Annotated in this window: 26 protein-coding genes and 1 tRNA gene; 16 read left to right on the forward strand and 11 right to left on the reverse strand. The window is 60.0% G+C overall.

What is annotated here, in order from left to right; all coding sequences use genetic code 11:
* Nucleotides 1–313: 313 nt before the first annotated feature.
* On the forward strand, nucleotides 314–1315 hold the full coding sequence (gene trpS, locus AB3N21_RS18315) for a tryptophan--tRNA ligase (RefSeq protein ID WP_367936572.1): 1002 nt from the start codon (nucleotides 314–316) through the stop codon (nucleotides 1313–1315).
* A 489-nt stretch (nucleotides 1316–1804) separates the two neighbouring features.
* Complete coding sequence (locus tag AB3N21_RS18320; protein WP_367936573.1) at nucleotides 1805–2401, forward strand: histidine phosphatase family protein; 597 nt, start codon at nucleotides 1805–1807, stop codon at nucleotides 2399–2401.
* 239 nt (nucleotides 2402–2640) lie between these two features.
* Here AB3N21_RS18320 and AB3N21_RS18325 read toward each other — a convergent pair whose 3' ends face one another.
* Nucleotides 2641–3315, reverse strand: coding sequence for a GntR family transcriptional regulator (locus AB3N21_RS18325; RefSeq protein WP_367936574.1), 675 nt, complete (start codon nucleotides 3313–3315; stop codon nucleotides 2641–2643).
* A gap of 332 nt (nucleotides 3316–3647) precedes the next feature.
* Here AB3N21_RS18325 and AB3N21_RS18330 point away from each other — a divergent pair, with 332 nt between their 5' ends.
* From AB3N21_RS18330 to proC, 3 genes are all read left to right on the forward strand, one after another.
* Nucleotides 3648–4640: a TAXI family TRAP transporter solute-binding subunit gene (locus AB3N21_RS18330; protein ID WP_367936575.1), complete on the forward strand. Its 993-nt coding sequence runs from the start codon at nucleotides 3648–3650 to the stop codon at nucleotides 4638–4640.
* A 73-nt stretch (nucleotides 4641–4713) separates the two neighbouring features.
* The gene (locus tag AB3N21_RS18335) at nucleotides 4714–5658 is read left to right on the forward strand and encodes an aminotransferase class IV (RefSeq protein WP_367936576.1); all 945 of its coding nucleotides are present in this window, start codon (nucleotides 4714–4716) and stop codon (nucleotides 5656–5658) included.
* The gene (gene proC / locus AB3N21_RS18340) at nucleotides 5649–6476 is read left to right on the forward strand and encodes a pyrroline-5-carboxylate reductase (protein ID WP_367936577.1); all 828 of its coding nucleotides are present in this window, start codon (nucleotides 5649–5651) and stop codon (nucleotides 6474–6476) included. The genes AB3N21_RS18335 and proC overlap by 10 nt, the downstream gene beginning before the upstream one ends.
* 17 nt (nucleotides 6477–6493) lie before the next feature.
* On the opposite strand, the gene AB3N21_RS18345 is transcribed toward proC, so the two are convergent.
* The 3 genes from AB3N21_RS18345 to AB3N21_RS18355 are packed head-to-tail and all read right to left on the reverse strand — an operon-like array spanning nucleotide 6494 to nucleotide 8762.
* Nucleotides 6494–6982: an SRPBCC family protein gene (locus tag AB3N21_RS18345; RefSeq protein ID WP_367936660.1), complete on the reverse strand. Its 489-nt coding sequence runs from the start codon at nucleotides 6980–6982 to the stop codon at nucleotides 6494–6496.
* On the reverse strand, nucleotides 6982–7851 hold the full coding sequence (locus AB3N21_RS18350) for an alpha/beta hydrolase (RefSeq protein WP_367936578.1): 870 nt from the start codon (nucleotides 7849–7851) through the stop codon (nucleotides 6982–6984). The genes AB3N21_RS18345 and AB3N21_RS18350 overlap by 1 nt, the downstream gene beginning before the upstream one ends.
* Nucleotides 7852–7862: 11 nt before the next feature.
* A complete protein-coding gene (locus AB3N21_RS18355; RefSeq protein ID WP_367936579.1) occupies nucleotides 7863–8762 on the reverse strand; it encodes an alpha/beta hydrolase family protein in 900 nt (299 codons plus the stop codon).
* On the opposite strand from AB3N21_RS18355, the gene AB3N21_RS18360 reads away from it, so the two are divergent.
* Complete coding sequence (locus AB3N21_RS18360; RefSeq protein WP_367936580.1) at nucleotides 8755–9411, forward strand: TetR/AcrR family transcriptional regulator; 657 nt, start codon at nucleotides 8755–8757, stop codon at nucleotides 9409–9411. The genes AB3N21_RS18355 and AB3N21_RS18360 overlap by 8 nt on opposite strands.
* Before the next feature lie 212 nt (nucleotides 9412–9623).
* Here the strand turns inward: AB3N21_RS18360 and AB3N21_RS18365 are convergent.
* Nucleotides 9624–9699, reverse strand: a tRNA-Ala gene (locus tag AB3N21_RS18365).
* Nucleotides 9700–9862: 163 nt separating this feature from the next.
* Entirely contained in the window at nucleotides 9863–10180 is a 318-nt protein-coding gene (locus AB3N21_RS18370) for a TIGR02300 family protein (protein ID WP_367936581.1), read from the reverse strand.
* 101 nt (nucleotides 10181–10281) lie between these two features.
* Here AB3N21_RS18370 and AB3N21_RS18375 point away from each other — a divergent pair, with 101 nt between their 5' ends.
* From AB3N21_RS18375 to AB3N21_RS18385, 3 genes are all read left to right on the forward strand, one after another.
* Nucleotides 10282–10977 carry a M48 family metallopeptidase gene (locus AB3N21_RS18375; RefSeq protein WP_367936582.1) on the forward strand — a complete coding sequence of 232 codons (696 nt, stop codon included), beginning with the start codon at nucleotides 10282–10284 and terminating at the stop codon, nucleotides 10975–10977.
* Between the two features lie 30 nt (nucleotides 10978–11007).
* On the forward strand, nucleotides 11008–11655 hold the full coding sequence (locus AB3N21_RS18380; protein WP_171178163.1) for a GntR family transcriptional regulator: 648 nt from the start codon (nucleotides 11008–11010) through the stop codon (nucleotides 11653–11655).
* Nucleotides 11656–11885: 230 nt separating this feature from the next.
* A complete protein-coding gene (locus tag AB3N21_RS18385; RefSeq protein ID WP_367936583.1) occupies nucleotides 11886–13121 on the forward strand; it encodes a lytic murein transglycosylase in 1236 nt (411 codons plus the stop codon).
* Nucleotides 13122–13245: 124 nt separating this feature from the next.
* Here the strand turns inward: AB3N21_RS18385 and AB3N21_RS18390 are convergent, their stop codons facing one another.
* Together AB3N21_RS18390 and AB3N21_RS18395 are read right to left on the reverse strand one after the other, a co-directional pair.
* Nucleotides 13246–14208, reverse strand: a complete 963-nt coding sequence (locus AB3N21_RS18390) for an acetyl-CoA carboxylase carboxyltransferase subunit alpha (protein ID WP_171178161.1) — start codon at nucleotides 14206–14208, stop codon at nucleotides 13246–13248.
* Nucleotides 14209–14314: 106 nt separating this feature from the next.
* On the reverse strand, nucleotides 14315–15007 hold the full coding sequence (locus tag AB3N21_RS18395) for a hypothetical protein (RefSeq protein ID WP_367936584.1): 693 nt from the start codon (nucleotides 15005–15007) through the stop codon (nucleotides 14315–14317).
* A 164-nt stretch (nucleotides 15008–15171) separates the two neighbouring features.
* Between AB3N21_RS18395 and AB3N21_RS18400 the strand changes: the two genes are divergently transcribed.
* The gene (locus AB3N21_RS18400) at nucleotides 15172–16005 is read left to right on the forward strand and encodes a GyrI-like domain-containing protein (RefSeq protein ID WP_367936585.1); all 834 of its coding nucleotides are present in this window, start codon (nucleotides 15172–15174) and stop codon (nucleotides 16003–16005) included.
* On the opposite strand, the gene AB3N21_RS18405 is transcribed toward AB3N21_RS18400, so the two are convergent.
* Nucleotides 16006–16602 (reverse strand): LysE family translocator, encoded by a 597-nt coding sequence (locus AB3N21_RS18405; RefSeq protein WP_367936586.1) that lies wholly within the window; start codon nucleotides 16600–16602, stop codon nucleotides 16006–16008.
* A 73-nt stretch (nucleotides 16603–16675) separates the two neighbouring features.
* Here AB3N21_RS18405 and AB3N21_RS18410 point away from each other — a divergent pair, with 73 nt between their 5' ends.
* Together AB3N21_RS18410 and AB3N21_RS18415 are read left to right on the forward strand one after the other, a co-directional pair.
* Nucleotides 16676–17128 carry an Lrp/AsnC family transcriptional regulator gene (locus AB3N21_RS18410; protein ID WP_367936587.1) on the forward strand — a complete coding sequence of 151 codons (453 nt, stop codon included), beginning with the start codon at nucleotides 16676–16678 and terminating at the stop codon, nucleotides 17126–17128.
* 121 nt (nucleotides 17129–17249) lie between these two features.
* Nucleotides 17250–17834 (forward strand): PA14 domain-containing protein, encoded by a 585-nt coding sequence (locus AB3N21_RS18415; RefSeq protein WP_367936588.1) that lies wholly within the window; start codon nucleotides 17250–17252, stop codon nucleotides 17832–17834.
* Between the two features lie 90 nt (nucleotides 17835–17924).
* Here the strand turns inward: AB3N21_RS18415 and AB3N21_RS18420 are convergent, their stop codons facing one another.
* Nucleotides 17925–18887: an L-malyl-CoA/beta-methylmalyl-CoA lyase gene (locus tag AB3N21_RS18420; RefSeq protein ID WP_367936589.1), complete on the reverse strand. Its 963-nt coding sequence runs from the start codon at nucleotides 18885–18887 to the stop codon at nucleotides 17925–17927.
* Between the two features lie 296 nt (nucleotides 18888–19183).
* On the opposite strand from AB3N21_RS18420, the gene dgcN reads away from it, so the two are divergent.
* The 4 genes from dgcN (at nucleotide 19184) to AB3N21_RS18440 (ending at nucleotide 23425) form a co-directional block, all read left to right on the forward strand.
* On the forward strand, nucleotides 19184–20185 hold the full coding sequence (dgcN, locus tag AB3N21_RS18425; protein ID WP_367936590.1) for an N-acetyltransferase DgcN: 1002 nt from the start codon (nucleotides 19184–19186) through the stop codon (nucleotides 20183–20185).
* A gap of 74 nt (nucleotides 20186–20259) precedes the next feature.
* Nucleotides 20260–21225 carry an N-acetyl-D-Glu racemase DgcA gene (dgcA, locus tag AB3N21_RS18430; protein ID WP_367936591.1) on the forward strand — a complete coding sequence of 322 codons (966 nt, stop codon included), beginning with the start codon at nucleotides 20260–20262 and terminating at the stop codon, nucleotides 21223–21225.
* A gap of 65 nt (nucleotides 21226–21290) precedes the next feature.
* Nucleotides 21291–22151, forward strand: a complete 861-nt coding sequence (locus tag AB3N21_RS18435; RefSeq protein WP_367936592.1) for a D-amino-acid transaminase — start codon at nucleotides 21291–21293, stop codon at nucleotides 22149–22151.
* 83 nt (nucleotides 22152–22234) lie between these two features.
* Complete coding sequence (locus AB3N21_RS18440; RefSeq protein ID WP_367936593.1) at nucleotides 22235–23425, forward strand: CaiB/BaiF CoA transferase family protein; 1191 nt, start codon at nucleotides 22235–22237, stop codon at nucleotides 23423–23425.
* Here the strand turns inward: AB3N21_RS18440 and AB3N21_RS18445 are convergent.
* On the reverse strand, nucleotides 23412–23726 hold the full coding sequence (locus tag AB3N21_RS18445; protein ID WP_367936594.1) for a DUF1244 domain-containing protein: 315 nt from the start codon (nucleotides 23724–23726) through the stop codon (nucleotides 23412–23414). The genes AB3N21_RS18440 and AB3N21_RS18445 overlap by 14 nt on opposite strands.
* Between the last annotated feature and the right edge of the window lie 54 nt (nucleotides 23727–23780).

The raw sequence follows: 23780 nt of genomic DNA on the forward strand, positions 1-23780 counted from the left end.
CGCACTGCGGGAACTGATGGAGTGGGGAAGGTCGGCTTTGGGCCGTCCTTGCATCGCATAGCGACCCCGATCGCGAACGTGCTGCACCGCATCCGAGTTCAGCCTCGAGCCTTTTCACCATTTGATTGACCAGTAGTCTTGCAGACGATAGTCAGTGTTCCATGGAAAACACTGCGATCATCGCAATGACTTGGTGGCTGGCCTCCTGACAGGGTGGCCGGATGACCAAAGGTATTCCGAGGCCGCCGCATGGGCGGCCTTTTGTTTTCCGAGCTTCCCGATGCGCCGTCTCCCTATTCACGAGAAGACACAAATGAACCGACCAACCATTCTGACAGGTGATCGCACCACGGGGCCGCTTCACATCGGGCACTATGCAGGCTCGCTTGCAAACCGGCTGCGCTATCAAGACAGCCATGAGCAATTTCTGCTGCTGGCAGATACCCAAGCCCTGACCGACAACGCCCATGATCCGGAAAAGGTGCGTCGCAGCGTGATGGAGGTCGCGCTGGATTATTTGGCCGTGGGCATTGATCCCTGTCGCACCACCATCTGCCTGCAATCACATCTTCCGGCGTTGGCGGAGCTGTCGATGCTCTACCTGAACTTCGTCTCGGTCGCGCGGCTCGAACGGAACCCGACGATTAAGGACGAAATTCGCGTGCGCGGGTTCGGACGGGATATTCCCGCCGGATTTCTCTGTTATCCGGCGGCACAGGCGGCGGACATCACGGCTTTCAAAGCGACGGTCGTGCCGGTCGGTGAGGATCAGGCCCCGCTGATCGAGCAAACGAACGAAATTGTTCGGCGGATCAATGCAATCTCAGGCCGGGCCGTGTTGCCCGAGGCGCGGGCGATCATCCCCCGGGCGGGCCGGTTGCCCGGTATCGACGGCAAGGCCAAGATGGCGAAATCCGGTGGCAACGCCATTGCGCTGTCAGCGTCGTCCGATGAGATCCGAAATGCTGTCAGAGCGATGTTCACTGATCCGAACCACCTGCGTGTCGAAGACCCGGGCTGCATCGAGGGCAATGTCGTCTTTACCTATCTCGACGCCTTCGATCCGGACCTGGACGGGCTTGCCGAGCTCAAGGCTCAGTATCAGAGAGGCGGGCTTGGCGATAGCAAGATCAAGGCGCGTCTGGAAGCTATCCTTCAGGAGCTCATCGCCCCAATTCGCGAGCGTAGGGCACAGCTCTCCAAGGACCGGGGATACATTCTTGATGTAATCAAAGAGGGCACGGAACGCGCGCGAGAGCGCACCGAGGCGACAAGGCGGGATGTTGTGAGTGCCTTGGGTCTGTTCCAGTTGTAGGTGACCAGAGGCGGGCGAGCCGGATGAAGGTCCGTTTCGCCCGCGACCACGCGTTCGAAGGGCCTTCGTCTTTTGCGTTTGCAGCTAACGGCAGGTTCGACGGGTCGCAGTGCAGCGACATTGACTAAGGTCGAACGGCAGGAAAGGGCCGGAAGTCCTATTATTTTGTCATTCTGTATATTGGCCGTAAGGCCAATATACTGCAGTGGTTGTGTCATAAAAAGACCCTGACCCGGGGCTACATGCAACGCTTACGCTTGAGTTCACGCAGGAATACCTGATGAAATTCCTATCAGATGGTACGTTGAGCAAAGAAGACTTGCTAGATTTCTATTCAGGAGACCAAGTGCGTGCAAAGTTCAAGGAAGTCGACGTGTTGGGTTAGTTGCTCCAAACTGTAGGGGCCATTGGCTTGAGCTTTGGTGTGATCTTTACTCCAACTGGCAAAGACTGCTTCGGGAAGCCGCATACACTGGGGCCCAATCTGGTATGAATTCGAACACCGCTATCTATCTGCTTCGTCATGGCGAAACTGACTGGAACGTACAAGGCAGAAGGCAGGGTCAACTCGACTCGCCTCTTACGCAGAGAGGTGAATTTCAGGCTCAAGAAAACGCGAAGCGGTTGCGGAAGCGATTGTCTCTCGACGGAAAAGTCGCGTTTTTTGCAAGCCCGCTTGGCCGCGCACGGCAAACGGCTTTGATAGTGGCTAAGGACCTTGGAATTCCCGAGCAGGCTATCGTCTTTGAGCCTCGATTGATGGAATGCAGTTTTGGAATTTGGGAGGGGTTGACCACCTCTGAGATCAAAGCTCGTTACCCCGAAGAGTGGCGAGCGCGTTCGACGGACAAATGGAACATCCCGGCACCTTCTGGTGAGTCTTACGCCGATGTTCATGCACGGGTATCTGCATGGTGCGAAGAGGTATCATTCGCAGAGACCAATTTGGTTGTTTGTCACGGTCTGACCTCTCGAGTTCTTCGAGGAATTTACTCTGACCTCTCCCAGCATCGGGTCTTTGAATTAAGTGAACCTCAGGACGGTTTCTTCGAGCTCCGGGATCGCACAGAGATGTTAGTAGAGTAGCCGCAGGCCAAAGAAGCGGTCGTTAGTGCCTTCTGCAGAACCCGGTAAATTGGGGCTCCACATGATGCTTCGCCGCTTGATGCGCCAATGGCCGGGTTCGGATTGCGCAGCCGTCCACTTCATCTGCACCGAACGGAGAAGGAGCGGACAAACCTGCCGTTCGTTGTGTTTGCTTCAATGGCTGCACTCAGCTCATTTACTGCTAGAGACTCTAAGACGCCGTCGTGTCAGACAGGCGATCAGTTAGGAGCGTCCAGGAAGCTCAGTGTTTTTTTGAGGCCCTGTTGCATGTGATGCTCCAGATGAAGAAGCATTTCGTCCAGGCTCTCGCCTTTTGCGAGGCGGATGTATTCGTCGTGGGATTCTCTGAGAGGACCTGCACGTTCATGTGCCTTCTGATGCATGGCAAAATAGAACTGAAGGTTGGGCTTGAGGCGTTCCCAGCTCTGCAATAGCAGACTGTGACCTGAGAGCTCGTAGCACCAATTATGCAGGTGTAGTTCCGCCATGATGGCGCCGTAGGCATCATTTTCAGAGATCCGCTGGCAGAGACGATCATTTCGCATCTGCAGATCAGCCAGGCTGACCAAATCGCGGTTGTCCCAGCAGAACTGAAAAGCCATCTTCTCCAGCCCGGTCCGGTATGAATAGATCTCCTGCAGATCGACGCGATCGAGCTTCCGAATGTAGGTGCCACGGAAGGGAAGGTTAACCAGAAGACCGATCTCACTGAGGCGTATCATGGCTTCTCGCAAGGTTGCCCGGCTGACTTCGAGCTTCGCGGCAACCTTCGTTTCAAGAACTTTCGACCCTGGAACGAGATCGCCGGTCACTATCAGTTCCTGCAGTCGCTCCAGCGTGCGATCCTTAAGCGTATCGCCAGACGGCGACGATGTTTCTTTGAGAGACTTCATTGCGGGTTCATAGCACCATTGTCACGATCGAATTTCAAACCTTTCTCCCGAGGCTGCCTAAGCGCGCTGAGCAGCTGAAGCAAATAATTCGTACACTTCAAGTTCCAGGTTGTCGCGCTTCCCTTAGTTGGAATGGTGGATCAAAAACTCAAGATTGTCGACATTAATTATAATTGTCGACAATCTCACTTGAACTGGGTACCGTTACCTTCATTGAGATTCGATGGCCCAGGAGTGTTCGGCCACTCGCCGGGCCAGTCGCGCCTTAAGAACAATCGCCATTCGGCCGAGTTGAGATCGGGACGGCATCACAAACGAAAAGGGAGACAGTTATGTTATCTTCGGACACGTTCGGAACATACGTTCGCGCAGGAGTTGGGGTCCTTACCACAGCGGCATTCTTGGGTGGCGGCACACCCGCCAAAGCAGAGGAGTTCCTTACAATCGGCACCGGAGGTGTGACAGGTATTTACTATGCTGTCGGCGGCGGCATTTGCCGGTTGGTCAACCAGGGTCGAAAAGAACATGGTATCCGCTGCTCCGTGGAAAGTACCGGTGGATCGGTCTACAATCTGCGCACGATGCGCCAGGGCGAACTTGAGATGGGCATCGTCCAGTCGGATTGGCAATTCCACGCCCTGCACGGCACCAGTCTATTCGAGGAAAACGGCGCGGATGATGAACTTCGCAGCCTATTCTCACTGCACCCCGACACTGTGATCATTGCGGCGCGTCAGGACACAGGCATCAAATCGCTGGATGACCTCGGCGGCGTAACCATAAACTTGGGCAACCCAGGTTCAGGCACCCGAGGAACGGCCGAAGTGCTGGTCGATGCGTTGGGTTGGGATATGGATCATTTCGGGCTGGTCACCGAACTGAAGTCCGCAGAGCAATCTTCTGCGCTTTGCGACAATACCATTGATGCGTTTTTGATGGTCGCCGGCAACCCGGTTGCCAACGTCCTCGAAGCGGCCACGACCTGCGATATCAACATCATCGCAGTCGAAGGTGACAAGGTAGATTCACTGATCGAAAGCAAGCCTTACTATGGCAAGGTGACTATTCCCGGCGGGCTTTACCGCGGCGTGGATGAGGATGTCCCGTCCTTTGGACTGCCCTCAACATTTGTCACCTCGACAAACGTGCCCGAAGAGACAGTCTATGTGATGGTCAAGGCCGTCTTCGACAACTTCGATGCGTTTAAAACATTCCACCCGGCATTCGCCAATCTCAAGAAAGAGGAGATGGTGGTGAACGGTCTTTCGGCCCCGATGCATCCAGGTGCAGAAAAGTATTTCCGCGAGGTCGGCCTTATCGAGTGAGGCCTCTCTCATGGGGTGGCGGCCTGGGCTGCTGCCCCAACCTTCAGTGGGCACTTTTAAGAAGAGCGACAAGATGAGCGAGCAACCCGCCAGCCACTCCACCCACGATGCCGAACAGGATCAGCGCAATCAAGACATCAAGATTTTCCTGAACGGCAAAATCGTCCCACGCGCCAAGGCGGTTGTGTCGGTCTATGACAGCGGTTTCATGTTGGGCGACGGCATGTGGGAAGGTCTCAGGCTCTACAACGGCAGATGGGCGTTTTTCGAGGAACATATGGACCGGCTGACTAACAGCTGCAAATCGGTCTCCATCGATATCGGGATGACCAAAGAAGAGATTCTTGCCGCCCTAAACGCTACGGCAGAGGCCAACGGAATGACGTCAGACGCCCACTGCCGCCTAATGGTGACGCGCGGGCCCAAGGCCAAACCCTTTCAGCATCCCGGACTGTCGAGGTCCGGTCCAACCGTTGTTGCAATCGTCGAGCATTCCAAACCCGCCGAAAGTTTGATGAAGCAGGGCATTCGACTGGCTACGGTGCCGCAGGTACGCGGCCTGCCGATGAGCCAGGATGCCAAGTATAACAGCCATTCCAAGCTGAATTGCATTATCGCCTGCCTGCAGGCCGAACAGGCCGGCGCGGACGAGGCGCTGATGCTTGATCCACATGGTTTTGTGAATACCACCAACGCCTGCAATTTCTTCATCGTGCGCCGGGGCGAGGTTTGGACCTCGACCGGGGATTACTGCATGAACGGGGTGACCCGTCAGAAGGTAATCGACCTGTGTCAAGCGCATGACATCCCCGTGCGCGAGAAGAACTATTCGCTGTACGAGGTCTATGGCGCTGACGAAGCTTTCCTGACCGGCACGTTCGGCGCCCAGACGCCGGTGGCTGAGATCGACGGCAAGAAGATCGGTGTGCATGAGGGCGCAGGCCCCATGACCCTGCGCCTGCGTGCGCTGTACAAAGAGCTGGTGGCGCGGAACGTGGCAGAGCAGAAATGCGCTTGATGATGGACGTTGGGGCAGGAGGTCTGCTGTTGCTTGGATGCGGCAAGATGGGTGGCGCGATGCTGCGCGGTTGGCTGGCCAACGGGCTGACACCGGACCAGGTGACGGTTTTGGACCCTCATCCGGCGGAATGGCTGACAGACCTGCAGATCCAGGGGCTGCGACTGAACACGCAGCCGGATACCCCGCCCGCAATTGCCGTCATCGCCACCAAGCCGCAGATCATGGCCGATGCTATCCCGGGCGTTGCCGCATTCGGCAATGGCCCCACGATGTTCATATCGGTTGCGGCAGGCACATTGATCTCGACTTTCGAGAGCATTCTGGGCCCGGAAACACCCGTCGTGCGCGCGATGCCAAACACACCGGCCGCCATCGGTGCCGGAATCACGGCGCTGGTTGCGAATCCCCACGTAGAGACGGATCAACTGCACCTGGCCGAGCAGTTATTGGGCGCGGTGGGAGAGGTTGTTTTACTGGACCACGAGGAACAGATGCACGCGGTCACTGCCTTGTCTGGTTCGGGGCCGGCTTATGTATTTGCCATGACCGAAGCACTGACTCAGGCCGGTATTGGTTTGGGTCTTTCTCAGGAAGTATCGTCCAGGCTTGCGGTTGCCATGGTGGCAGGGTCCGGCAAACTGATGTCTCAGACCGGCGACGAACCAGCGCTTTTGCGGGAACAGGTTACCTCGCCCAAAGGAACGACCGCTGCCGGCCTTGATGTGTTTATGCGCCAAGGCAATGGTATCCTGGAATTGGTAGAGCAGACCGCAAAGGCGGCGTCGGATCGCAGCCGGAAACTGGCGGCCGGGTGACCCCAAGCCCCGGGGTTTTACGATGCACCCTTCAGACGCATTTCCAGCGCTTTGTTGACGCTTAGATACGCTGGTTCGATCCACTTGGAATCCCAAAACCAAAGATAGATGCCGCGGTCCACTTCATGCTGGGTGACTCTGGTGCCGCCCTCTACCGGTTCCAGCAGCCACTGGTGATCAAAGGTGAGAAAGCCCAGGATGCCGCCTTTCTGACGCAATTCACGGTTTGGGGTCAGTGTTTTCACCGCTGCCGTCATCTCGAGGATCTTGCCGGAAGGATCACGCAACTTGTATCGGACTTTTCGGCCCTGGGCATACTGCCCCTCAACCTCGACAAAGACAGGGTTCCAATCAGGATAGGCCTCGGTCTCTGCCAGCACCGCCCAGATCTGCTGGGGGGTGGCCGGGATGAAGGTTTCCACATGGAAGGTTTTTCGGGTGAACACGCCCGCCCCCACGATAAGGGCGAGAACAGGCGGTACCCATTTCAGTATGGACCACAGCATCACATATACCTGTCAAACCAGCCCATCAACTCTTCAGGATGCGCGCCGATATAATCATAGGCCGCGAACCGGCTTTTCTCGATATCAAGCAGCTTCAGCTCTTTCTCAACCATCAGCGCATTGTAGTAATCTTCGACCATGCTCATCTGGGTCCACGGGTCGTTCTTGTTTTGAACAACCAGCGTTGGCACATTGATCTTCGGTGCATGCTCGACAAAATTCGGCAAGGACATGTCGAACCCCAGCCGCTCATTGCTGACTTTCTCGCCCGCGCGTGCCATGAACCCAGGCATGCCAAGTGCATCGATGAAGCATGTATAAAGCAATGGTTGGACCGCGATCAGCGCCTTAACCTGATCGCGTGAGGCCAGACCCTCTTCCAGCCCATAGGCATAAGTTGTTGAGGCCGCGCCCATACAAATCGACAAGAGGCCGATGGCAGCGTCCGGAATGCGCGAGCTTGCGAAATCGACCGCTCCCAGCACATCCTTGGCTTCCTCTGGCCCCCAACTGACCCACGGTGTTGGACCGAGATCGCTCTCGCCATGGCCGCGCAGGTCATACATCAGGAAAGAATAGCCCTGATCGACGAAGTGCCTGGCCTGCCGCAAGAACTTAATGTCCTCCTTCCACGGTTTGATCGGCCCCTTGCCCTTGGGCGACCAGCCGCTACGGTTGCACTGCACGCCGAAATGGCTTTGCACGATCACCTTGTCCTCACCGCCTTTGATGAGCCAGCCACGCAGTGTGGTGCCGTCACTCGCAGGAAATTCGACGTCTTCATAGTCAAGCCCGTGCGCTTCAGGGCTATCAAACAGTGGCGACTGATAGGGTTTCACCATCATGTTTGAGATCATTTTGCCAAACATCAGTGTTCCCCTTACTTGTGCGCGCTAAACCATTCGACCATTTGGCCGGGGTTTTCGGAAAAATAGCTGTAGCCCCTGAACCGCCAGGGTGTGCCTTCGATGTAGAAGATCTTTTTGTCTGCAACCGGTGCAAGGTCGAACATCTCTTGCACATCCTGCCAGTGCGAGTTCATGTCATCGCGCACTTGGACAAAGAAGGTCGGAATTGTGATGCTCAGAGCCTTGGGGATGATGTTGTGATCGTCCACCGTCAGTCCGGTGATGCCGTTGTAGATCGGTTCAAACGCCTTGACGCCTTCGTCGGCGGGAATACCCATATGCTCGCAGTTGCGTTCAATCGTCGTACGCCCTTTGAGCGGCGCAATTGCGATCATCGACTTGATACCCTCGAAAGCTTCGGGATGCTTGTCCATTGCGTTGAAGGTGGCATTGGCACCCATGCACATCACATAAAGAGATATGTCCGTGGTGTCGTCGCGGCTCCGAACGTAGTCCAGCGCAGCAATCACTTCTTGCCATTCATGGTAGCCAACGCCGGAAATGCCGCCTTCACCGTCTGCACTGCCACCATGGCCGCGCAGGTCATAGGCGAGAACACTGTAACCCGCGTCAACCAGCGCCTTGTAACGGGGCAGAAAGTTCACCTCGAACCCGCCCGCAAAGCCGAGCCCCACCATGTGGCCCGCAAATCCGTATTTGTTGCCGGGTGAGAAGTGATTGCTTAAAATTACATGACCCGAGGTACCAGGCATGAACCACGCAGACACCGCGACGCCGTCTGCGGTTGTGAACGACACCTCCTCGAAGGTCATGTCGTAATCTGCGGGCGTCCACAGGACCGGTAACCGGGGTGGGGTCGAGAGGCCTTTGGCGAGCGTTTCGAGCGCGGCTTGCTGTTCTTGCGTGATCATTTCTTTGGGTCCGAGAAAGATTGGGTTGTCCCTGGCGATTTACGGGTTTAGTCAATTCGTAAACCCGCCACTTAACGAAATTACAATAATCGTCAATATGGAAATGACAAAATCTGAGCAGAAGTTCGCCATGGCCGCGCTTGCGATGTTTCAAAAGTTCGGGGTGCGTAAAGCCACGATGGAAGAGATCGCAGCCGAGGCCGGCGTTTCGAAGCCCACGCTTTATGCCACATTCCGCAACAAAGATGCCGCCCTTGCAGGGTCCATCCGGCTCGCCAAGGGAGCGGCGGTTACTGCTGTCCGCGATGCCTGGAAAGGAGCGGATGATCTGGGCCAAAAGCTGGACCTGTTCTTTGACCGACTGGTGGTCGCAGGGTTCGACATGCTGCACAGCGCCCCGGACGCAAACGCCTTCGACACCGCAATTGGCGAGGCGAGCAAGGCAGCTATCCGCGACACCCGCGCGGCCGAGAAAGCTTTGGTCACGGAAGCACTAATGGATCGGCCGTTGATCGGAACCACGCCCGAGGCCTATGCAGACTTCATTGTCACTGCTGCCATGCAAGCCAAACGCCAAAGCGAATCCCGAGAAGACCTGCTTGCGTTTTTGGCTGAATTGAAGCGGTCAGTTCTGGTCGTCGCGGGCTGAAAACTTTCGAACTTCGCGGCATTGCGATCATTCGTGTAAATTGCAGCATTGGTTAAAATGGGCTCTCCTTCAACCTTCGCCGCGCGGTGCACTAACGCCCGCTTTGCCCCGATGGGTCAGCGATACTGCCGGAAAAAGTCAATCTATGTGGCTATAGGGGTCAAAGTGCTGTCCATAGGGGTCAAACTATGTGGCACGTAACAGTTGGGATTTGGTGGAGCCTAGGGGAGTCGAACCCCTGACCTCTTGCATGCCATGCAAGCGCTCTCCCAACTGAGCTAAGGCCCCGATCCGGTGCCGCTATTGCAGCGGTGGACGGACGTTTATGAAACACTGCCGCCGAGCGCAAGCCCAAAATCCGGTTCAGACAAAAATATTCTGGTCAGATATGTGCCGCTGCCGGTAGGCCGACAGCTGACAGGTAAGCGGGGCGGACGCGCCCCGGTACGGGTCAGGACTCGTCTTCCGATGCAACATCGGTGATTTCGTCGAGCGAGACGTTATCCTCGTCGTCGTCATCGAGTATGTCGTCGTCGAGCTCAACATCGACATCGTCGTCCTCGAGGACAATATCGTCATCAGAGCTTGCTTCGCGTGCCTTGGCCGATGCCGCGTCCTCGGCATCTGCGGCGATCATCCGGCTCTTGCCGGTTTCCAGTTCCACGATCTCGCCGGTGTACGGGCTAACAATCGGGTTCTTGTTCAGGTCATAAAACCGTTTGCCGGTGGTCGGGCAAACGCGCTTTACGCCCCATTCTTCCTTGGGCATGTCAAATCCCCTTGATATCTGGTGAGTCGTATCGACGATTCAGGTCACCTGCCATATGCGGTGGGGACTGTCAAAGCCTTTGCGCAAGAGGGAGCAGTACTATGGGAGGACACGCATTGCCGGGCCGGCCGCCGGTGCCGCTGACTCTGCGCCGTTCGGCCCGGGCGCGCAGGATCAGCCTGCGGATTTCCCAGCTGGACGGGCGGGTTACGTTGACTTTGCCACACGGAATACCCGAGGACGAGGCACTGGATTTTGCGCGGACCAAGGAAGACTGGATTCGCCATCACCTGAGCGCGCGCCCGGAGGACGCGCAGGTGGGTTTCGGCCAGCGTATTCCAATTGAAGGCGAAGTGCGGCGAATCGTGCGGGCCGAGGGGCGCAGGGTCGCGCTGCGCCGGGATGAGGTGACTGTGCCCGACGGTGCCGAAGCGCGGCGATTGCAGAGCTTTCTGAAGGAGCTGGCGCGTGATCGGTTGACCGCGGCGTGCGATTTTTATGCCGGGCGACTCGGGCAGTCCTACACGCGCATGACCTTGCGCGACACACGCTCTCGCTGGGGGTCGTGCAGTTCGGCGGGGGCGTTGATGTTCTCCTGGAGGCTGATCCTTGCCCCGCCTGAGGTGCTGCGTTACGTCGCGGCGCATGAGGTCGCGCATCTGGCCGAGATGAATCACTCACCCGCGTTCTGGGCGCAGGTTGAACGGATTCACGGACCTTACGATGATGCGCGTCGTTGGCTGCGTGAGCATGGGGGCGGTCTGCACCGCTACCGTTTTGATGGCGCGTCGAGTTGACCTCGCTGAAATTTGTGATCACATGAGGGCATGTTGACTGCGCGCGCCACCGATACCCATTCGGCGACCCACGACCGGGTCTACCGCGCTCTTCGGTCCCGGATCATGCATGGCGAGATGGCGCCGGGGCAGCCGTTGACGCTGCGCGGTATCGGCAAGGACTTTGACGTCTCGATGACGCCTGCGCGCGAAGCTGTCCGCCGCCTGGCTGCGGAGGGAGCGTTGTTTCTGTCATCGTCGGGCCGGGTGTCGACGCCCGAACTGACCAATGATCGGATCGAGGAGTTGGCGGCGTTGCGCGCGCTGTTGGAGGTCGAGTTGGCCAGCCGCGCCTTGCCGCGCGCGCATATCGCGCTGATCGACCGGCTGCAGAGCATTAACATGACCGTGGCCGAGATGGTCACTAAGCGGGATGCGGTGGGGTATATCCGGGCCAATCTGGAGTTTCATCGCACGCTTTATCTGCGGGCGCAGGCTCCGGCGATGCTGGCCATGGCCGAAACCGTTTGGCTGCAGTTGGGGCCGACGATGCGGGCGCTTTACGGGCGGCTGCGGCGCACCGATCCGCCGCATTTCCACAAGCTGATCATTGCAGCGCTGAAGGCGGGGGATGAGCCCGGGCTGCGTCTGGCGGTGCGGTCGGATGTGACGCAAGGGTTGCGGTTGCTGGTGACCTGAGCGCCTGTGGCGCGGACGGGATTTGCATATTTTTGGCAAGAAGAAGCAGTTGGGGTCTGGATTGGGCGGCGAGGCCATCACGATCCTGAGCGGCTTTTTGCCGGGCGGTGGCCTCTTCCGCGATGATCAGGTCAACAAGCCGAATTGCCGCCGGGTTGGAGAAACGTCTGCTGGTGTCGTGCGGATGATCGGAGTACCGTGAGGCAGGGCAAGAAGAGCAGGTTTCAGTCATGATCAATCGACGTGTATTTTCCGTTGGGCTTGGCGCAGCGCTGGTGTCGGCATGTAGCGGTGGCGGGGTGACTCAGAGCGCCCCGAGGACGCGTATGCAGGCGGTTCCGAATGCAGGCTGGGACGCTTGGGTTGCGGGGTTCAAGGGGCGTGCCGCGGCGCAGGGCATCTCGGCATCCACCATCGACCGTGCCTTTCGCGGGGCGGGATATCTGCCTGGTGTGATCGAGCGGGACCGCAACCAGACCGAGTTCAAGCGCTCGCTTGAGGATTATCTGGCCATCGCCGCCTCGGATGAGCGGGTGAGCACCGGTAAGGCGAAGCTGCGTCAGAATGGCGCGACGCTTAGCCAGATCGAGGCGCGCTATCAGGTCGAACCGCAATACGTGACGGCGGTCTGGGGGCTGGAGAGCCGCTATGGCGCCCGGCGCGGCGATATTCAGGTGGTCTCGGCCCTGTCGACGCTGGCCTATGACGGGCGGCGGGGGGCGTTTTTTCAGAAACAACTCGTGGCAGCGCTGAAGATCCTACAGAACGGCGACACAACTCCCGAACGGATGACCGGCAGCTGGGCCGGGGCGATGGGGCATACGCAGTTCATTCCGACCTCGTATCTGGCCTATGCGGTGGATTTCACCGGGGACGGGCGGCGTGATATCTGGGCGGACGATCCGACCGATGCGCTGGCCTCAGCGGCGGCGTATCTCAAGAGGTCAGGTTGGACCTATGGCCAGCCCTGGGGCGTTGAGGTGCGGTTGCCGAACGGGTTCAATCGACGGCTGGTGGGGCGCGGCACCCGGCGCAGCCCGGCGGATTGGGCGAGCCTCGGGGTGCGGGACGTGCGCGGGGGCAGAGTGCCCAATCATGGTGCGGCGTCGATCATTACTCCGGCAGGAGCAAGTGGCCCTGCCTTCATGATCTTCAACAACTTTACCGTGATCACTCGCTACAACAATTCCGAAAGCTACGTGATCGGTATTGGGCATCTGGCCGACCGGATCACGGGTGGGCCACCGATCCAAGGCCGCTTTCCGCCCGACGCGCAGGGCATGACGCTGGATGATCGCAAGGAGTTGCAGGAGCGTCTGACCAAGGCTGGGTTCGACACGCAAGGGTCCGACGGGGTGATCGGCTCGAACAGCCGGGCGGCGATCAGTGCCTATCAACGCGCGTCAGGGCTGCCGGTAACTGGGGAGCCGACGATGGAACTATTGCAAAGGCTACGGCGCGGATAGGCCCCAAGGACCCACCGCGACCAACGCGTTTGCAAGCGCGTTGAAGCAAGCGGTTTGCAAACCGCCTAAGCCGCTTACAAGCGGCTTAGCCCCCGGCCTCGATGTTGGCACAGAATGGCCCGTATCAGGCCGCCAGCCCCTTGGACCCGATATCAAGGAATTTCTGCCGCCGGTCCTTGACCAGCGCGGCGCCGTCCTTGCCCTCAAGCTGGCCCAACATTGCGGCAATGGCCTTTCGCACCGAGTCGATCGTCGCAATCCGGTCGCGATGGGCGCCGCCCTTCGGCTCAGGAATAATCCGGTCGATAACGCCCAGCTTTTGCAGGTCCTGCGCGGTCAGGCGCAACGCCTCGGCGGCCTCGCGCATCTTTTCGGCGTCCTTCCACAGGATCGAGGCGCAGCCCTCGGGCGAGATCACCGAATAGACCGAATGTTCCAGCATCGCCACGCGGTTTGCGGTGGCGAATGCGACAGCGCCGCCCGAGCCGCCCTCGCCGATGATCACCGACACCAGCGGCACGCCGATCTTCAGGCACATCTCGGTCGAACGGGCGATGGCCTCGGACTGGCCGCGCTCTTCGGCGCCCTTGCCGGGATAGGCGCCGGCAGTATCGATCAGGGTGATTACCGGTAGGCCGAACCGGCCCGCCATCTCCATCAGGCGCACAGCTTTGCGATAGCCTTCGGGCCGGGCCATGCCGAAATTCCGCTCGATCCGCGATTTGGTGTCCGAGCCCTTTTCGTGCCCAATTACCATCACCGGCTGATCGTTGAACCGCGCCAGACCGCCCATCACTGCAAGATCGTCGGCAAAGTTCCGGTCGCCCGCCAACGGCGTGTATTCCGAGAACAGCGCCTCGATGTAATCCTTGCAATGGGGCCGCTCGGGATGCCGCGCCACCTGGCATTTCCGCCAAGGCGTCAGGTCTTTATAAAGCTCTTCCAGCAATGAGGCCGCCTTGGCATCCAGCGCCGCGGCCTCGTCGGCCACATCCATCTCTTCATTGGCCCGGGCCAGTGCCCGCAACTCCTCCGCCTTGCCTTCGATCTCGGCCAGCGGTTTTTCGAAATCCAGATACTGGGTCATGGCGCCTCACGTGAGCGGAATTTCACGCTATATGACGTTCTCGCCCCCGGAATGCAACATCGCGGCCCCGCTGGCGGGGGTCATCCGATGCGGGTCCCGATTCCCCTTATTTGGAGGGCACGTAACTGGCGGGGTTTCCATCGTCGCCTTGGTTGACCATGTAATACTGGCTCTCGCCGTCGTCCCAGACCAGGAACGCATCCTGCCCAGCGGGCTTGGTCTGCTCGCCCCAGGGCGCCTGAATGGTCAGCGCGTCCGCCTGCGGATAGCCCAGTGCGCTGGCGCGGATCATCTCGACCGGAGTGGTCTTGAGCGCGCCGACCAGCCCCTCGGCGCCGGTCTCGAACATGGTCTTGACCTCGGGCGCCATGCCCAGCCGTTCGATCAGGCGCGTGTTTTTCTCGGCCACCTCGGCCAGCGGAACCAATTCGTACTTACTGTCGAACGTGTCCTTGCCGATGATGTAGAAATCGGTCCCGTCCTTCTGCATCTGCAGCGCGATGATCGAGCCCTTGTTGGCAGTCAGGTAGGCCTGATCGTAACCGGTGGCATCCACGCTCCCCAACGCGGCGCGGATGGCGTCGGGGATATCCTCGAACCGGTCGCTGGTCAGGTGCCAGCCCAGAATCGGGCGGTCCTTGATGTAGCTTTCTTTGGCAGGGCTGTGTTCGCTCACCCGGGTGTTCAGCATGTCCTGGGTCTGCACCGGCAGATCCTCGCCCAGAACCGGGGCCGCGCAGGCCAGCGCAAGCCCGGTGGCGGCGAGGGTACGGCGGAGTTTGCGGGCGATCTTTTTCATGGCTGTCCTCCAATGGTCTCCCAGTCCAGAATGAGACGGGTTTGGTGCTGTCACGGTCCAGTCTAACAGGGGTGCGCGACGCAGGTAGGGGCAAAACCGCAAGATTTGCAAAGACCGGATGTGCGATCCGGGTAGGGCGAAAGGGCAAGGATGGAACACCAGCAATGACAGCCAGCTACGAAGACCGCGTCCTGCGGGTTCTCAACTACATTCACGACAATCCCGCAGGCGATCTGTCGCTGGATGCGCTGGCCGATATCGCGGCCATGTCGCGGTTTCACTGGCACCGGGTGTTCCGGGCCGTTACGGGCGAGACCTGTGCGCAGGCGGTCCGGCGGATCAGGCTGCACCGGGCCGCCAACTGGCTGGTACAGGGCGACAAGCCGCTGGCGAAAGTGGCGTCTGACGCGGGCTATTCCAATCTCAGCTCTTTCACCCGGGCCTTTGCCGAGGCCTATGGCAGCAGCCCAGCCGCCTTTCGCAAGGCGGGCCGGCTGTTGCCGCCTTACCCAGAGTTCAAAACCGGAGGATACCCCATGCATCCCGTCACCACCCGCACCGAACCTGATCGCCGCATCATCGGCCTGACCCACAGTGGCGCCTATATGGAGATCGGCAAAAGCTTTGAGGCGTTCGGAGCTATCTGTGAAACCCGCAACCTCTGGCCGCAGATGGGGCCGATGCTGGCGATATATTATGACAGCCCCGAGGATGTGCCCGAGGCCGATCTGCGCAGTTTTGCCGGGGGTGAATACCGGGGCGGTGATGTGCCCGAGGGGTTGGAGGAACGGCAGATCTCAGGTGGGAAGACCGCGGTGATGACCTACAAGGGGCCGTATTCGGGTATCCATGCCGCCTATCAGTCGCTCTTTGGCAACTGGCTGCCGCATTCGGGTGAAGAGCCGGCAGATGTGCCCTGCTACGAGATCTATCTCAACAACCCGCGCGAAACCGCGCCTGAGGATCTGCTGACCGAGATCTGTCTGCCGCTCAAATAGTCAGGCAGGCCAGAGCACCGGGTAGAGCGAGGCCACAAGCAGCGCCGCCATGGTCCAGTTGAACATTGTTAGCCGACGCGGATTCGTCAGGAACCGCGCCATCTGCTGCCCCAATACAGTCCAGGTGCTGACCGAAGGCAAGTTGATTGCACCGAAAACCGCCGCCACGACCAGAATGGCGTTCAGCGATTGGGTGGGCGCATAGGCGGTGGTGGCGGTCAGCGCCATCGCCCAGGCCTTGGGGTTCACCCATTGAAACGCCGCTGCCTGCAAGAACGTCAGGGGCCGCCCCTCGGCCTCCTTCTCACGGATCGGTGCCGCATTGGCAATCTTCCACGCCAGATAGAGCAGGTAGGCCACCGAGGACGCCTTGAGCACCGTGTAGCTCACCGGATAGGCGTCGAAAACCTGCACCAGCCCGGCGCCTACCATCAGCACCATGAAGGTGAAGCCCAGCCCGATCCCCAGCATATGCGGAATGGTGCGGCGGAACCCGAAATTGGCCCCCGAGGCCATCAGCATCAGGTTGTTGGGCCCCGGCGTGATCGATGAGACAAAGGCAAAGGTCACCAGTGCGAGGAGCAGGTCATGGGTCATGGCGCAGAGAATCGGCGCAAATGGCCCAAATGAAATTGCGTTTTGACGTATGTTGCGTCAGTTTGCGCAACAAATGGCGAAGCTGGATGAGATAAACCACCGAATATTGCGTGAACTGACCCGCGACGGACGGATCAGCAATCTGGAACTGGCCGAGCGCGTGGGTCTGTCCCCTTCGGCCTGCCTGCGCCGGGTGCAGGAGCTTGAGCGTGCAGGCGTCATCGCAGGCTATCGCGCGGTGCTGAACCCGGCGGCGATGGGGGTTGGGTTTGTTGCCTATATCGGCGTCGGGCTGGGAGAGCACACCAAGGCCGCGCAGGAGGGGTTCGAGCGCGCATTGCAACAGGCGCCGGAAGTGGTCGAGTGCCACAATATCACCGGCACTATCGAATACCTGCTGCGCGTCGAATGCGCCGACCTGCCGTCGTACAAAACCTTCCACACCGAGGTGCTGGGCACGCTGCCCCATGTGACCTCGATCACCTCTTATGTGGTCATGGGCTCGCCCAAGGATATGCGGGCCTGATGGGGTAATTGTGATCCGCGCCGGGCTTGCCGCACAAAAAATTGAAGCCTAGGCTCATCACGATTTCGTTGCACAAGACCGGCATCAGACCGGCAGCGATGCGACCAACAGGGAGAAACGTATGAAATCCATTTTGACCGGAGCGGTTGCCGCGCTTGGGCTGATGCTGGCCTCGGCGGGCATGGCCCAGACATTGAAGCTGAAGCCCGCCAGTCCACAGCCCTCCAGTGTAAAACCGGGCTTGTCGGTGAAATACGCCTGGGGCGGACGGCCACCCGCTGCGATCAACAATCTCAAGATGGCTCGGAAGCTTCTGCAGAAAGAGGCCGAGCCGGGGCAGCCATTGAAGGGGCTGGACTACCGGGACACCGACAAGGGCGATCCGGTGATGACCCACCCTCAGCATTACAACGTCGCAGCGGACATCCGCGGTTATATCCGGTTCGACGCGCCGGGCGTTTATGAGCTTGAGACCTGGTCAAATGACGGGATCGACGCGCGGGTGTCGGGGCAGCAGATCGGGTTCGTGCGTGGGCGCCAGCCCTGCGAGGCCAACCAGCGCGTGACGGTCGAGGTTCCAAAGGCCGGTTGGTACGACCTGAGCATCCTCTATTACCAGAAATACGGCACCTCTTGCCTGATGATGAAATGGGGCAAGCAAGGGGAAAAGATGAAATGGGTGCCAAACGAAGCCTTCGGGCGCTGAACCCGACGCTTTCCTGTCTGACAGCTGCTTAAATTTCAAAGAACAAGGGCGCCCGCTTGGGCGCCCTTGTTCGGGTTTTGCCGAAGGGCATCAGCCGTTCGCGGCGATCAACTCGGCTTGTGCCACGATCACTTCGGCCTGCTTGATCGAGGCGATATCGACCAGACGGCCCTTATAAACCGTCGCGCCTTCGCCATTGGCCTTGGCCTGCTCCATTGCGGCCAGAATCTCGCGCGCCTCGCCCACAGCTTCATCCGACGGAGTAAAGACCTGATTGGCCAGCGCGATCTGTTTGGGGTGGATCGCCCATTTGCCCACCATGCCTAACGTGGCCGAACGTTTGGCCTGCGCGATATAGCCTTCGGCATCCGAGAAGTCGCCAAACGGCCCGTCCACTGGCAGCACGCCGTGTGTGCGGCAGGCGGCGACGATGGCGGCCTGCGCCCAATGCCAGGGGTCTGACCAGTGCCTCTCGCCCTCGCGCAGCATGTAGTAGTTCTCTTGCGTGCCGCCGATGCCGGTGGTCTGCATGCCCATTGAGGCCGCAAAGTCTGCCGCACCAAGGCTCATCGCCTGCATACGTGGGGACGATGCAGCGATTTCTTCAGCGTGAGCGATGCCGGCGGCGGATTCGATGATCACTTCGAAACTGATCGGCTTGGTCCGGCCCTTGGCGCGCTCAATGGCGGTGACCAGTGCGTCGACCGCATAGACATCTGCGGCACAGCCCACCTTGGGGATCATGATCTGATCCAGCCGGTCGCCCGCCTGTTCCAACACATCCACCACGTCGCGGTACCAATACGGCGTGTCCAGCCCGTTGATCCGCACCGACATGTATTTGTTGCCCCAATCCACGGTGTTCAGCGCCTCGATTACGTTGGCGCGGGCGACGTCCTTGTCGCTGGGCGCCACCGAGTCCTCGAGGTCGAGATTGATCACATCCGCCGCCGAAGCTGCCATTTTCGGGAACAGCTTGGTGTTCGAGCCGGGGCCGAACAACTGGCAACGGTTGGGGCGCGCGGGGGCGGCGGGCTGGATGCGGAAACTCATGGGCGGTCCTCTCGCGGGTAAGGAAATTGCGATTTTATCCTGAGATGAGGTATTAAATTGCGCGAGCGTGCGCAAGCGTCTTTGTGCACTTGCAGCATTGGCAGTGCAGCATCTTCGCGATGGGCGCCGTTTGAGGCGATTAAAGATTAGTCAGTTTAAAAACTTCGAAGAATTTTGCGCAGATTTCAAAACATGCGCGAAATTCTTCTTTCTGGTCCGCGCAAGGCCGGGAAAAACGCGAAACGCTCGTCAGGGCCGTTCAATACCTTACGCCGGAATCAAAGGAGTGCACCGCAATGATCGAGACACCGTATCTGTTGTTTTTGGGCGATGCGCCCGACCAGTTGGCGGCCAAGGTGGCCCAGGGCATCAAGGACTGGCGCCCGGAAAACGCCGTGGGTCAGTTCCGCATGGACGGCTGCAAAGCCGATCTGGGGCTCAAAGACATGGATCTGGTCGAGGCCCGCGAGGCCGGTGCCAAGACGCTGGTGATCGGCGTGGCCAACCGGGGTGGCGTGATCAGCCAGGAATGGAAGAAGGTGCTGGTGATGGCGCTGGAGGAAGGGTTCGACCTGGCCAGCGGTTTGCACAACCTGCTGCGCGACGAGCCCGATCTGGTGGCGGTGGCCGAAGCGACCGGGCGCACGCTGCACGACGTGCGGGTGCCGTCGGTGGATTATCCGATTGCCAACGGTATCAAGCGCAGGGGCAAGCGGTGCCTTGCGGTGGGCACCGACTGTTCGGTGGGCAAGATGTATACCGCGCTAGCGATGGACGCCGAGATGCGCAAGCGGGGGATGAAATCGACCTTCCGCGCCACAGGTCAGACCGGCATCCTGATCACCGGAGACGGCGTGCCACTGGACGCGGTGATCGCCGATTTCATGGCCGGGTCTGTGGAATGGCTGACCCCGGACAACGAAGACGATCATTGGGATCTGATCGAGGGTCAGGGCTCGCTGTTCCATGTCTCTTACTCGGGCGTTACCATGGCGCTGATCCACGGCGGCCAGCCGGACGCGCTGATCCTGAGCCATGAACCGACCCGCGAGCATATGCGGGGTCTGCCGACCTATCAGTTGCCGTCGCTGGAAACGCTGCGTGACACCGCGCTGAGTCTGGCGTTGGTGGCAAACCCCGACTGCAAGGTGGTGGGCATCTCGGTGAACACTCAGCACATGAGCGAAGAGGACGCCAGTGCCTATCTGGCCAAGGTTGAGGCCGAGATGGGCCTGCCCGCGACCGACCCGTTCCGGTTCGGGCCGGACAAGCTGGTGGATGCGCTGGCTGCGATGTGATCTAAGCTCGGCGCCGGTGGCGGTGTGGTCCGCCTCCGGCGGGAGTATTTGGGAAAAGATGAAGGAGCGGGCGCGTGCAGGTTGAGGTCTCTCGCGATGTGTTCCGGCTGGCGCAGGTGTTCACCATCTCGCGCGGGTCGCGGACCGAGGCAAAGGTGTTAACGGTCCGGGTCTCGGATGGGGTGCATCAGGGTTGGGGCGAGTGTGTGCCTTATGCCCGCTATGACGAGACCCTGGAGTCGGTCGAGGCAGAGATTGCCGGGCTGCCTGCGGAGTTCACCCGCGAGGGGCTGATGGAGTTGCTGCCTGCGGGTGCGGCGCGCAACGCAGTGGATTGTGCACTTTGGGATTTGGAGGCCAAGCGGGCCGGCAAGCGCGCGTGGGAACTGGCCGGGTTGCCTGCGCCGGGGCCCGAGATTACCGCCTATACCTTGTCTCTGGATGCGCCCGATGCGATGCGGGCGCAGGCGGCGAAGAATGCGCATCGGCCGCTGCTCAAGATCAAACTGGGCACGCCGGATGACATGCCGCGATTGGAAGCGGTGCGTGCGGGCGCGCCCGATGCCAAGATCATTGTCGATGCCAATGAGGGCTGGTCGGCGGAGGCCTATGCCGATCTGGCACCGCATTTGGTGCGGTTGGGCGTGGCGCTGGTCGAACAACCCTTGCCTGCCGGGGACGATGAGGCGCTGATCGGGATGGAGCGCCCGGTGCCGGTTTGTGCCGACGAGAGCTGCCATGACAGGGCCAGCCTGCCGGGGCTCAAGGGCAAATACGATGTGATCAACATCAAGCTCGACAAGACCGGCGGTCTGACCGAGGCCCTGAAGCTGCGCGAGGCGGCGCTGGCCGAGGGCTATGGCATCATGGTGGGCTGCATGGTCGGCTCGTCGCTGGCCATGGCGCCTGCGACGCTGGTGGCGCAGGGTGCAATGGTGACGGACCTTGACGGCCCGCTTCTGTTGGCCGAAGACCGCGATGAGCCGCTGATTTTTGACGACGCCGGAGTGCACCCGCCCAAGGCGGCACTTTGGGGTTAAGCCCCTCACCCCGACCCTCTCCCCCGAGGGGAGAGGGGGCGCAATTGGAAAGGACTGTGAGACGCATGACCCGTACCGTTTACGTGAATGGCGAATACCTGCCCGAGACCGAGGCCAAGGTTTCGATCTTTGACCGTGGGTTCCTGATGGCTGATGCGGTGTACGAGGTGACCAGTGTTCTGGACGGCAAGCTGATTGACTTCGAGGGCCACGCGGTGCGCCTGAAGCGCTCGCTGGACGAGCTGGACATGGCCGAGCCGTGCAGCAAGGAGGAGCTGCTGGAGGTTCACCGCAAGCTGGTGGAGCTGAACGGCATCGAAGAGGGGCTGGTTTATCTGCAGGTCTCGCGTGGCTCGGATGGTGATCGGGATTTCGTGTTCCCCTCGGCGGACACTAAGCCGACCATCGTGCTGTTCACCCAGAACAAGCCGGGTCTGGCCGACAGTCCGGCGGCTGCGAAGGGCAACAAGATCATCTCGATCGAGGATATTCGCTGGGGTCGCCGCGACATCAAGACGACGCAACTGCTCTACCCTTCCATGGGCAAGATGATGGCCAAGGCCGCCGGTTGCGATGATGCGTGGCTGATCGAGGATGGCTATGTGACCGAGGGCACCTCGAACAACGCCTATTTCGTCAAGAACGGCAAGATCGTCACCCGTCCATTGTCGACCGATATCCTGCACGGCATCACCCGCAAGGCGGTGCTGCGGATGGCGGCGGAGGCACAGATGGAGATCGAAGAGCGTCTGTTCACCATCGACGAGGCGAAGGAGGCGGATGAGGCGTTCACCACCTCGGCAAGCGCCTTTGTGATGCCGGTGGTCGAGATCGACGGGGTGACACTTGGTGACGGTAGGCCGGGTCCAATCGCGAAACGTCTGCGCGAGATCTATCTGGACGAAAGCCGTAAGGCGGCGGTCTGAGGCGGCAAAACCGACCTCAAGCTGACGAAAACGGACCGTTTTCCAATCCTCTCGCTGGTAGCCTGCCGGTGGGAGGATTTTTCATGCGACCATTCGAGGGGCTGCGGGTTCTGGACCTGACCCATGTCTTTGCCGGGCCGTTTTGCACCTATCAACTGGGCGTGTTGGGTGCCGAGGTGATCAAGATCGAGCCGGTGGACCGGCCCGACATGACGCGGGCAGATGGAGCCGATGCGGAGTTGAACGCGGCCGGAATGGGACTGTCCTTTCAGGCGCAGGGAGGCGGCAAGCGGGCACTGGCGCTGGATCTGAAATCCGACGCAGGGCAGGCAATCTTCGACCGGTTGCTGGCGACGGCGGACGTGGTGGTGCAGAACTATACCGCGCACGCGGTCGAGGAGTTGGGGCTGGGATATGACCGGCTGGCGGCGCTTAAACCCGATCTGATCTATTGCGCCATCAGCGGGTTCGGGGCGACCGGTCCCAAGGCGGCGCATCCCGCCTATGACGTTGTGATTCAGGCCTATGCGGGCGTTATGGCCGCCAATGGCGAGGCTGGAAGCGATCCGGTTCGGGTCGGTCCGGCCATGGTCGATTACGGCACCGGCGCGCAGGCAGCGCTGGCGATCTCGGTAGCGCTGTATGGCCGGGCGCTGACAGGGCAGGGGCGGCGGATCGACGTGGCGATGGCCGATTGTGCGCTGATGCTAATGAACTCGCACACCGCAACGACGCTGGCGACCGGGGTGGCGCCCAGGCCGCACGGTAATCGAGACCCGTCTTTGGCGGGTTACGCGACCTATGAGACGGCCGACGGCACTCTGATGATCGGGGCTTATACCAACGCTCAGATGGCGAACCTGATGCGAGCGGTTGGAGAGGATGCGGTGGCCAATGAGCTGGCCGCCACACCGCGTGCGGAGATCGCCGGGCGCAGGGAAGGCGACGCTGCGCTGCTGGCCGGTGTTCTGCGCGGCAAAACGGCGGCGGAATGGGAGGAGATCCTGAACACTCACCACGTTCCCGCCGCGCGGGTGCGAGGGTTGGCCGAAGCGCTGGATGAGCCGCAATTTGGGACCCGCAGCGTGGTGCAGCAGGTCGGGCAGGACCGGTTCGCGGTGGCCGGCTTTACTTATGACCACGGCACGCCTTCGCTGGACAGCGCGCCGCGCGCGCATGGGGCCGACAGCCGGGCGGTGCTGGAAGAGCTGGGCATCGACGCGGCCACATTCAACGATCTGGCCGCGCGGGGCGTGGTGTTCAGCCCTTCTTGAGCACGTTTTCCTCGAACGCGACCTTGAAGGCGGCCTGTTTCTCGGCACTCGCCTCGGTCTGATAATTGGCTTTCCACTCGTCCATGGTCATGCCGTAGAAAACCTCGCGGGCCGTATTCTTGTCCATCTCGATGCCCTTGTCGTTGGCCGCCTCCTGATACCAGCGGGCCAGACAATTGCGGCAAAAGCCGGCCAAATTCATCATGTCGATGTTCTGCACATCCGTCCGGTCCTCCATCAGGTGTTTCTGAAGGCGGCGAAAGGCGGCGGCCTGGAGTTCGATTTCGGTCTGCTGGTCCATGTCTTGGCTCCGAAGTGAGTATTTGGCGTCCCTGTGCCCGAGTTAGCAATCAAC

The organism is Ruegeria sp., from assembly GCF_040830605.1.
Taxonomy (GTDB): domain Bacteria; phylum Pseudomonadota; class Alphaproteobacteria; order Rhodobacterales; family Rhodobacteraceae; genus Ruegeria.

Excerpts from the sequence above, each read along its gene's own strand:
- AB3N21_RS18405 (WP_367936586.1), bottom strand. The coding sequence starts at position 16,602 with ATGACCCATGACCTGCTCCTCGCACTGGTGACCTTTGCCTTTGTCTCA.
- AB3N21_RS18325 (WP_367936574.1), bottom strand. The coding sequence starts at position 3,315 with ATGAAGTCTCTCAAAGAAACATCGTCGCCGTCTGGCGATACGCTTAAG.
- AB3N21_RS18420 (WP_367936589.1), bottom strand. The coding sequence starts at position 18,887 with ATGAGTTTCCGCATCCAGCCCGCCGCCCCCGCGCGCCCCAACCGTTGC.
- AB3N21_RS18335 (WP_367936576.1), top strand. The coding sequence starts at position 4,714 with ATGAGCGAGCAACCCGCCAGCCACTCCACCCACGATGCCGAACAGGAT.
- AB3N21_RS18330 (WP_367936575.1), top strand. The coding sequence starts at position 3,648 with ATGTTATCTTCGGACACGTTCGGAACATACGTTCGCGCAGGAGTTGGG.
- AB3N21_RS18400 (WP_367936585.1), top strand. The coding sequence starts at position 15,172 with ATGACAGCCAGCTACGAAGACCGCGTCCTGCGGGTTCTCAACTACATT.
- AB3N21_RS18435 (WP_367936592.1), top strand. The coding sequence starts at position 21,291 with ATGACCCGTACCGTTTACGTGAATGGCGAATACCTGCCCGAGACCGAG.
- AB3N21_RS18345 (WP_367936660.1), bottom strand. The coding sequence starts at position 6,982 with ATGCTGTGGTCCATACTGAAATGGGTACCGCCTGTTCTCGCCCTTATC.
- AB3N21_RS18445 (WP_367936594.1), bottom strand. The coding sequence starts at position 23,726 with ATGGACCAGCAGACCGAAATCGAACTCCAGGCCGCCGCCTTTCGCCGC.
- AB3N21_RS18390 (WP_171178161.1), bottom strand. The coding sequence starts at position 14,208 with ATGACCCAGTATCTGGATTTCGAAAAACCGCTGGCCGAGATCGAAGGC.
- AB3N21_RS18370 (WP_367936581.1), bottom strand. The coding sequence starts at position 10,180 with ATGCCCAAGGAAGAATGGGGCGTAAAGCGCGTTTGCCCGACCACCGGC.
- AB3N21_RS18355 (WP_367936579.1), bottom strand. The coding sequence starts at position 8,762 with ATGATCACGCAAGAACAGCAAGCCGCGCTCGAAACGCTCGCCAAAGGC.
- dgcN (WP_367936590.1), top strand. The coding sequence starts at position 19,184 with ATGATCGAGACACCGTATCTGTTGTTTTTGGGCGATGCGCCCGACCAG.
- trpS (WP_367936572.1), top strand. The coding sequence starts at position 314 with ATGAACCGACCAACCATTCTGACAGGTGATCGCACCACGGGGCCGCTT.
- AB3N21_RS18385 (WP_367936583.1), top strand. The coding sequence starts at position 11,886 with ATGATCAATCGACGTGTATTTTCCGTTGGGCTTGGCGCAGCGCTGGTG.
- proC (WP_367936577.1), top strand. The coding sequence starts at position 5,649 with ATGCGCTTGATGATGGACGTTGGGGCAGGAGGTCTGCTGTTGCTTGGA.
- AB3N21_RS18375 (WP_367936582.1), top strand. The coding sequence starts at position 10,282 with ATGGGAGGACACGCATTGCCGGGCCGGCCGCCGGTGCCGCTGACTCTG.
- AB3N21_RS18320 (WP_367936573.1), top strand. The coding sequence starts at position 1,805 with ATGAATTCGAACACCGCTATCTATCTGCTTCGTCATGGCGAAACTGAC.
- AB3N21_RS18395 (WP_367936584.1), bottom strand. The coding sequence starts at position 15,007 with ATGAAAAAGATCGCCCGCAAACTCCGCCGTACCCTCGCCGCCACCGGG.
- AB3N21_RS18350 (WP_367936578.1), bottom strand. The coding sequence starts at position 7,851 with ATGTTTGGCAAAATGATCTCAAACATGATGGTGAAACCCTATCAGTCG.
- AB3N21_RS18410 (WP_367936587.1), top strand. The coding sequence starts at position 16,676 with ATGGCGAAGCTGGATGAGATAAACCACCGAATATTGCGTGAACTGACC.
- AB3N21_RS18380 (WP_171178163.1), top strand. The coding sequence starts at position 11,008 with ATGTTGACTGCGCGCGCCACCGATACCCATTCGGCGACCCACGACCGG.
- AB3N21_RS18440 (WP_367936593.1), top strand. The coding sequence starts at position 22,235 with ATGCGACCATTCGAGGGGCTGCGGGTTCTGGACCTGACCCATGTCTTT.
- AB3N21_RS18415 (WP_367936588.1), top strand. The coding sequence starts at position 17,250 with ATGAAATCCATTTTGACCGGAGCGGTTGCCGCGCTTGGGCTGATGCTG.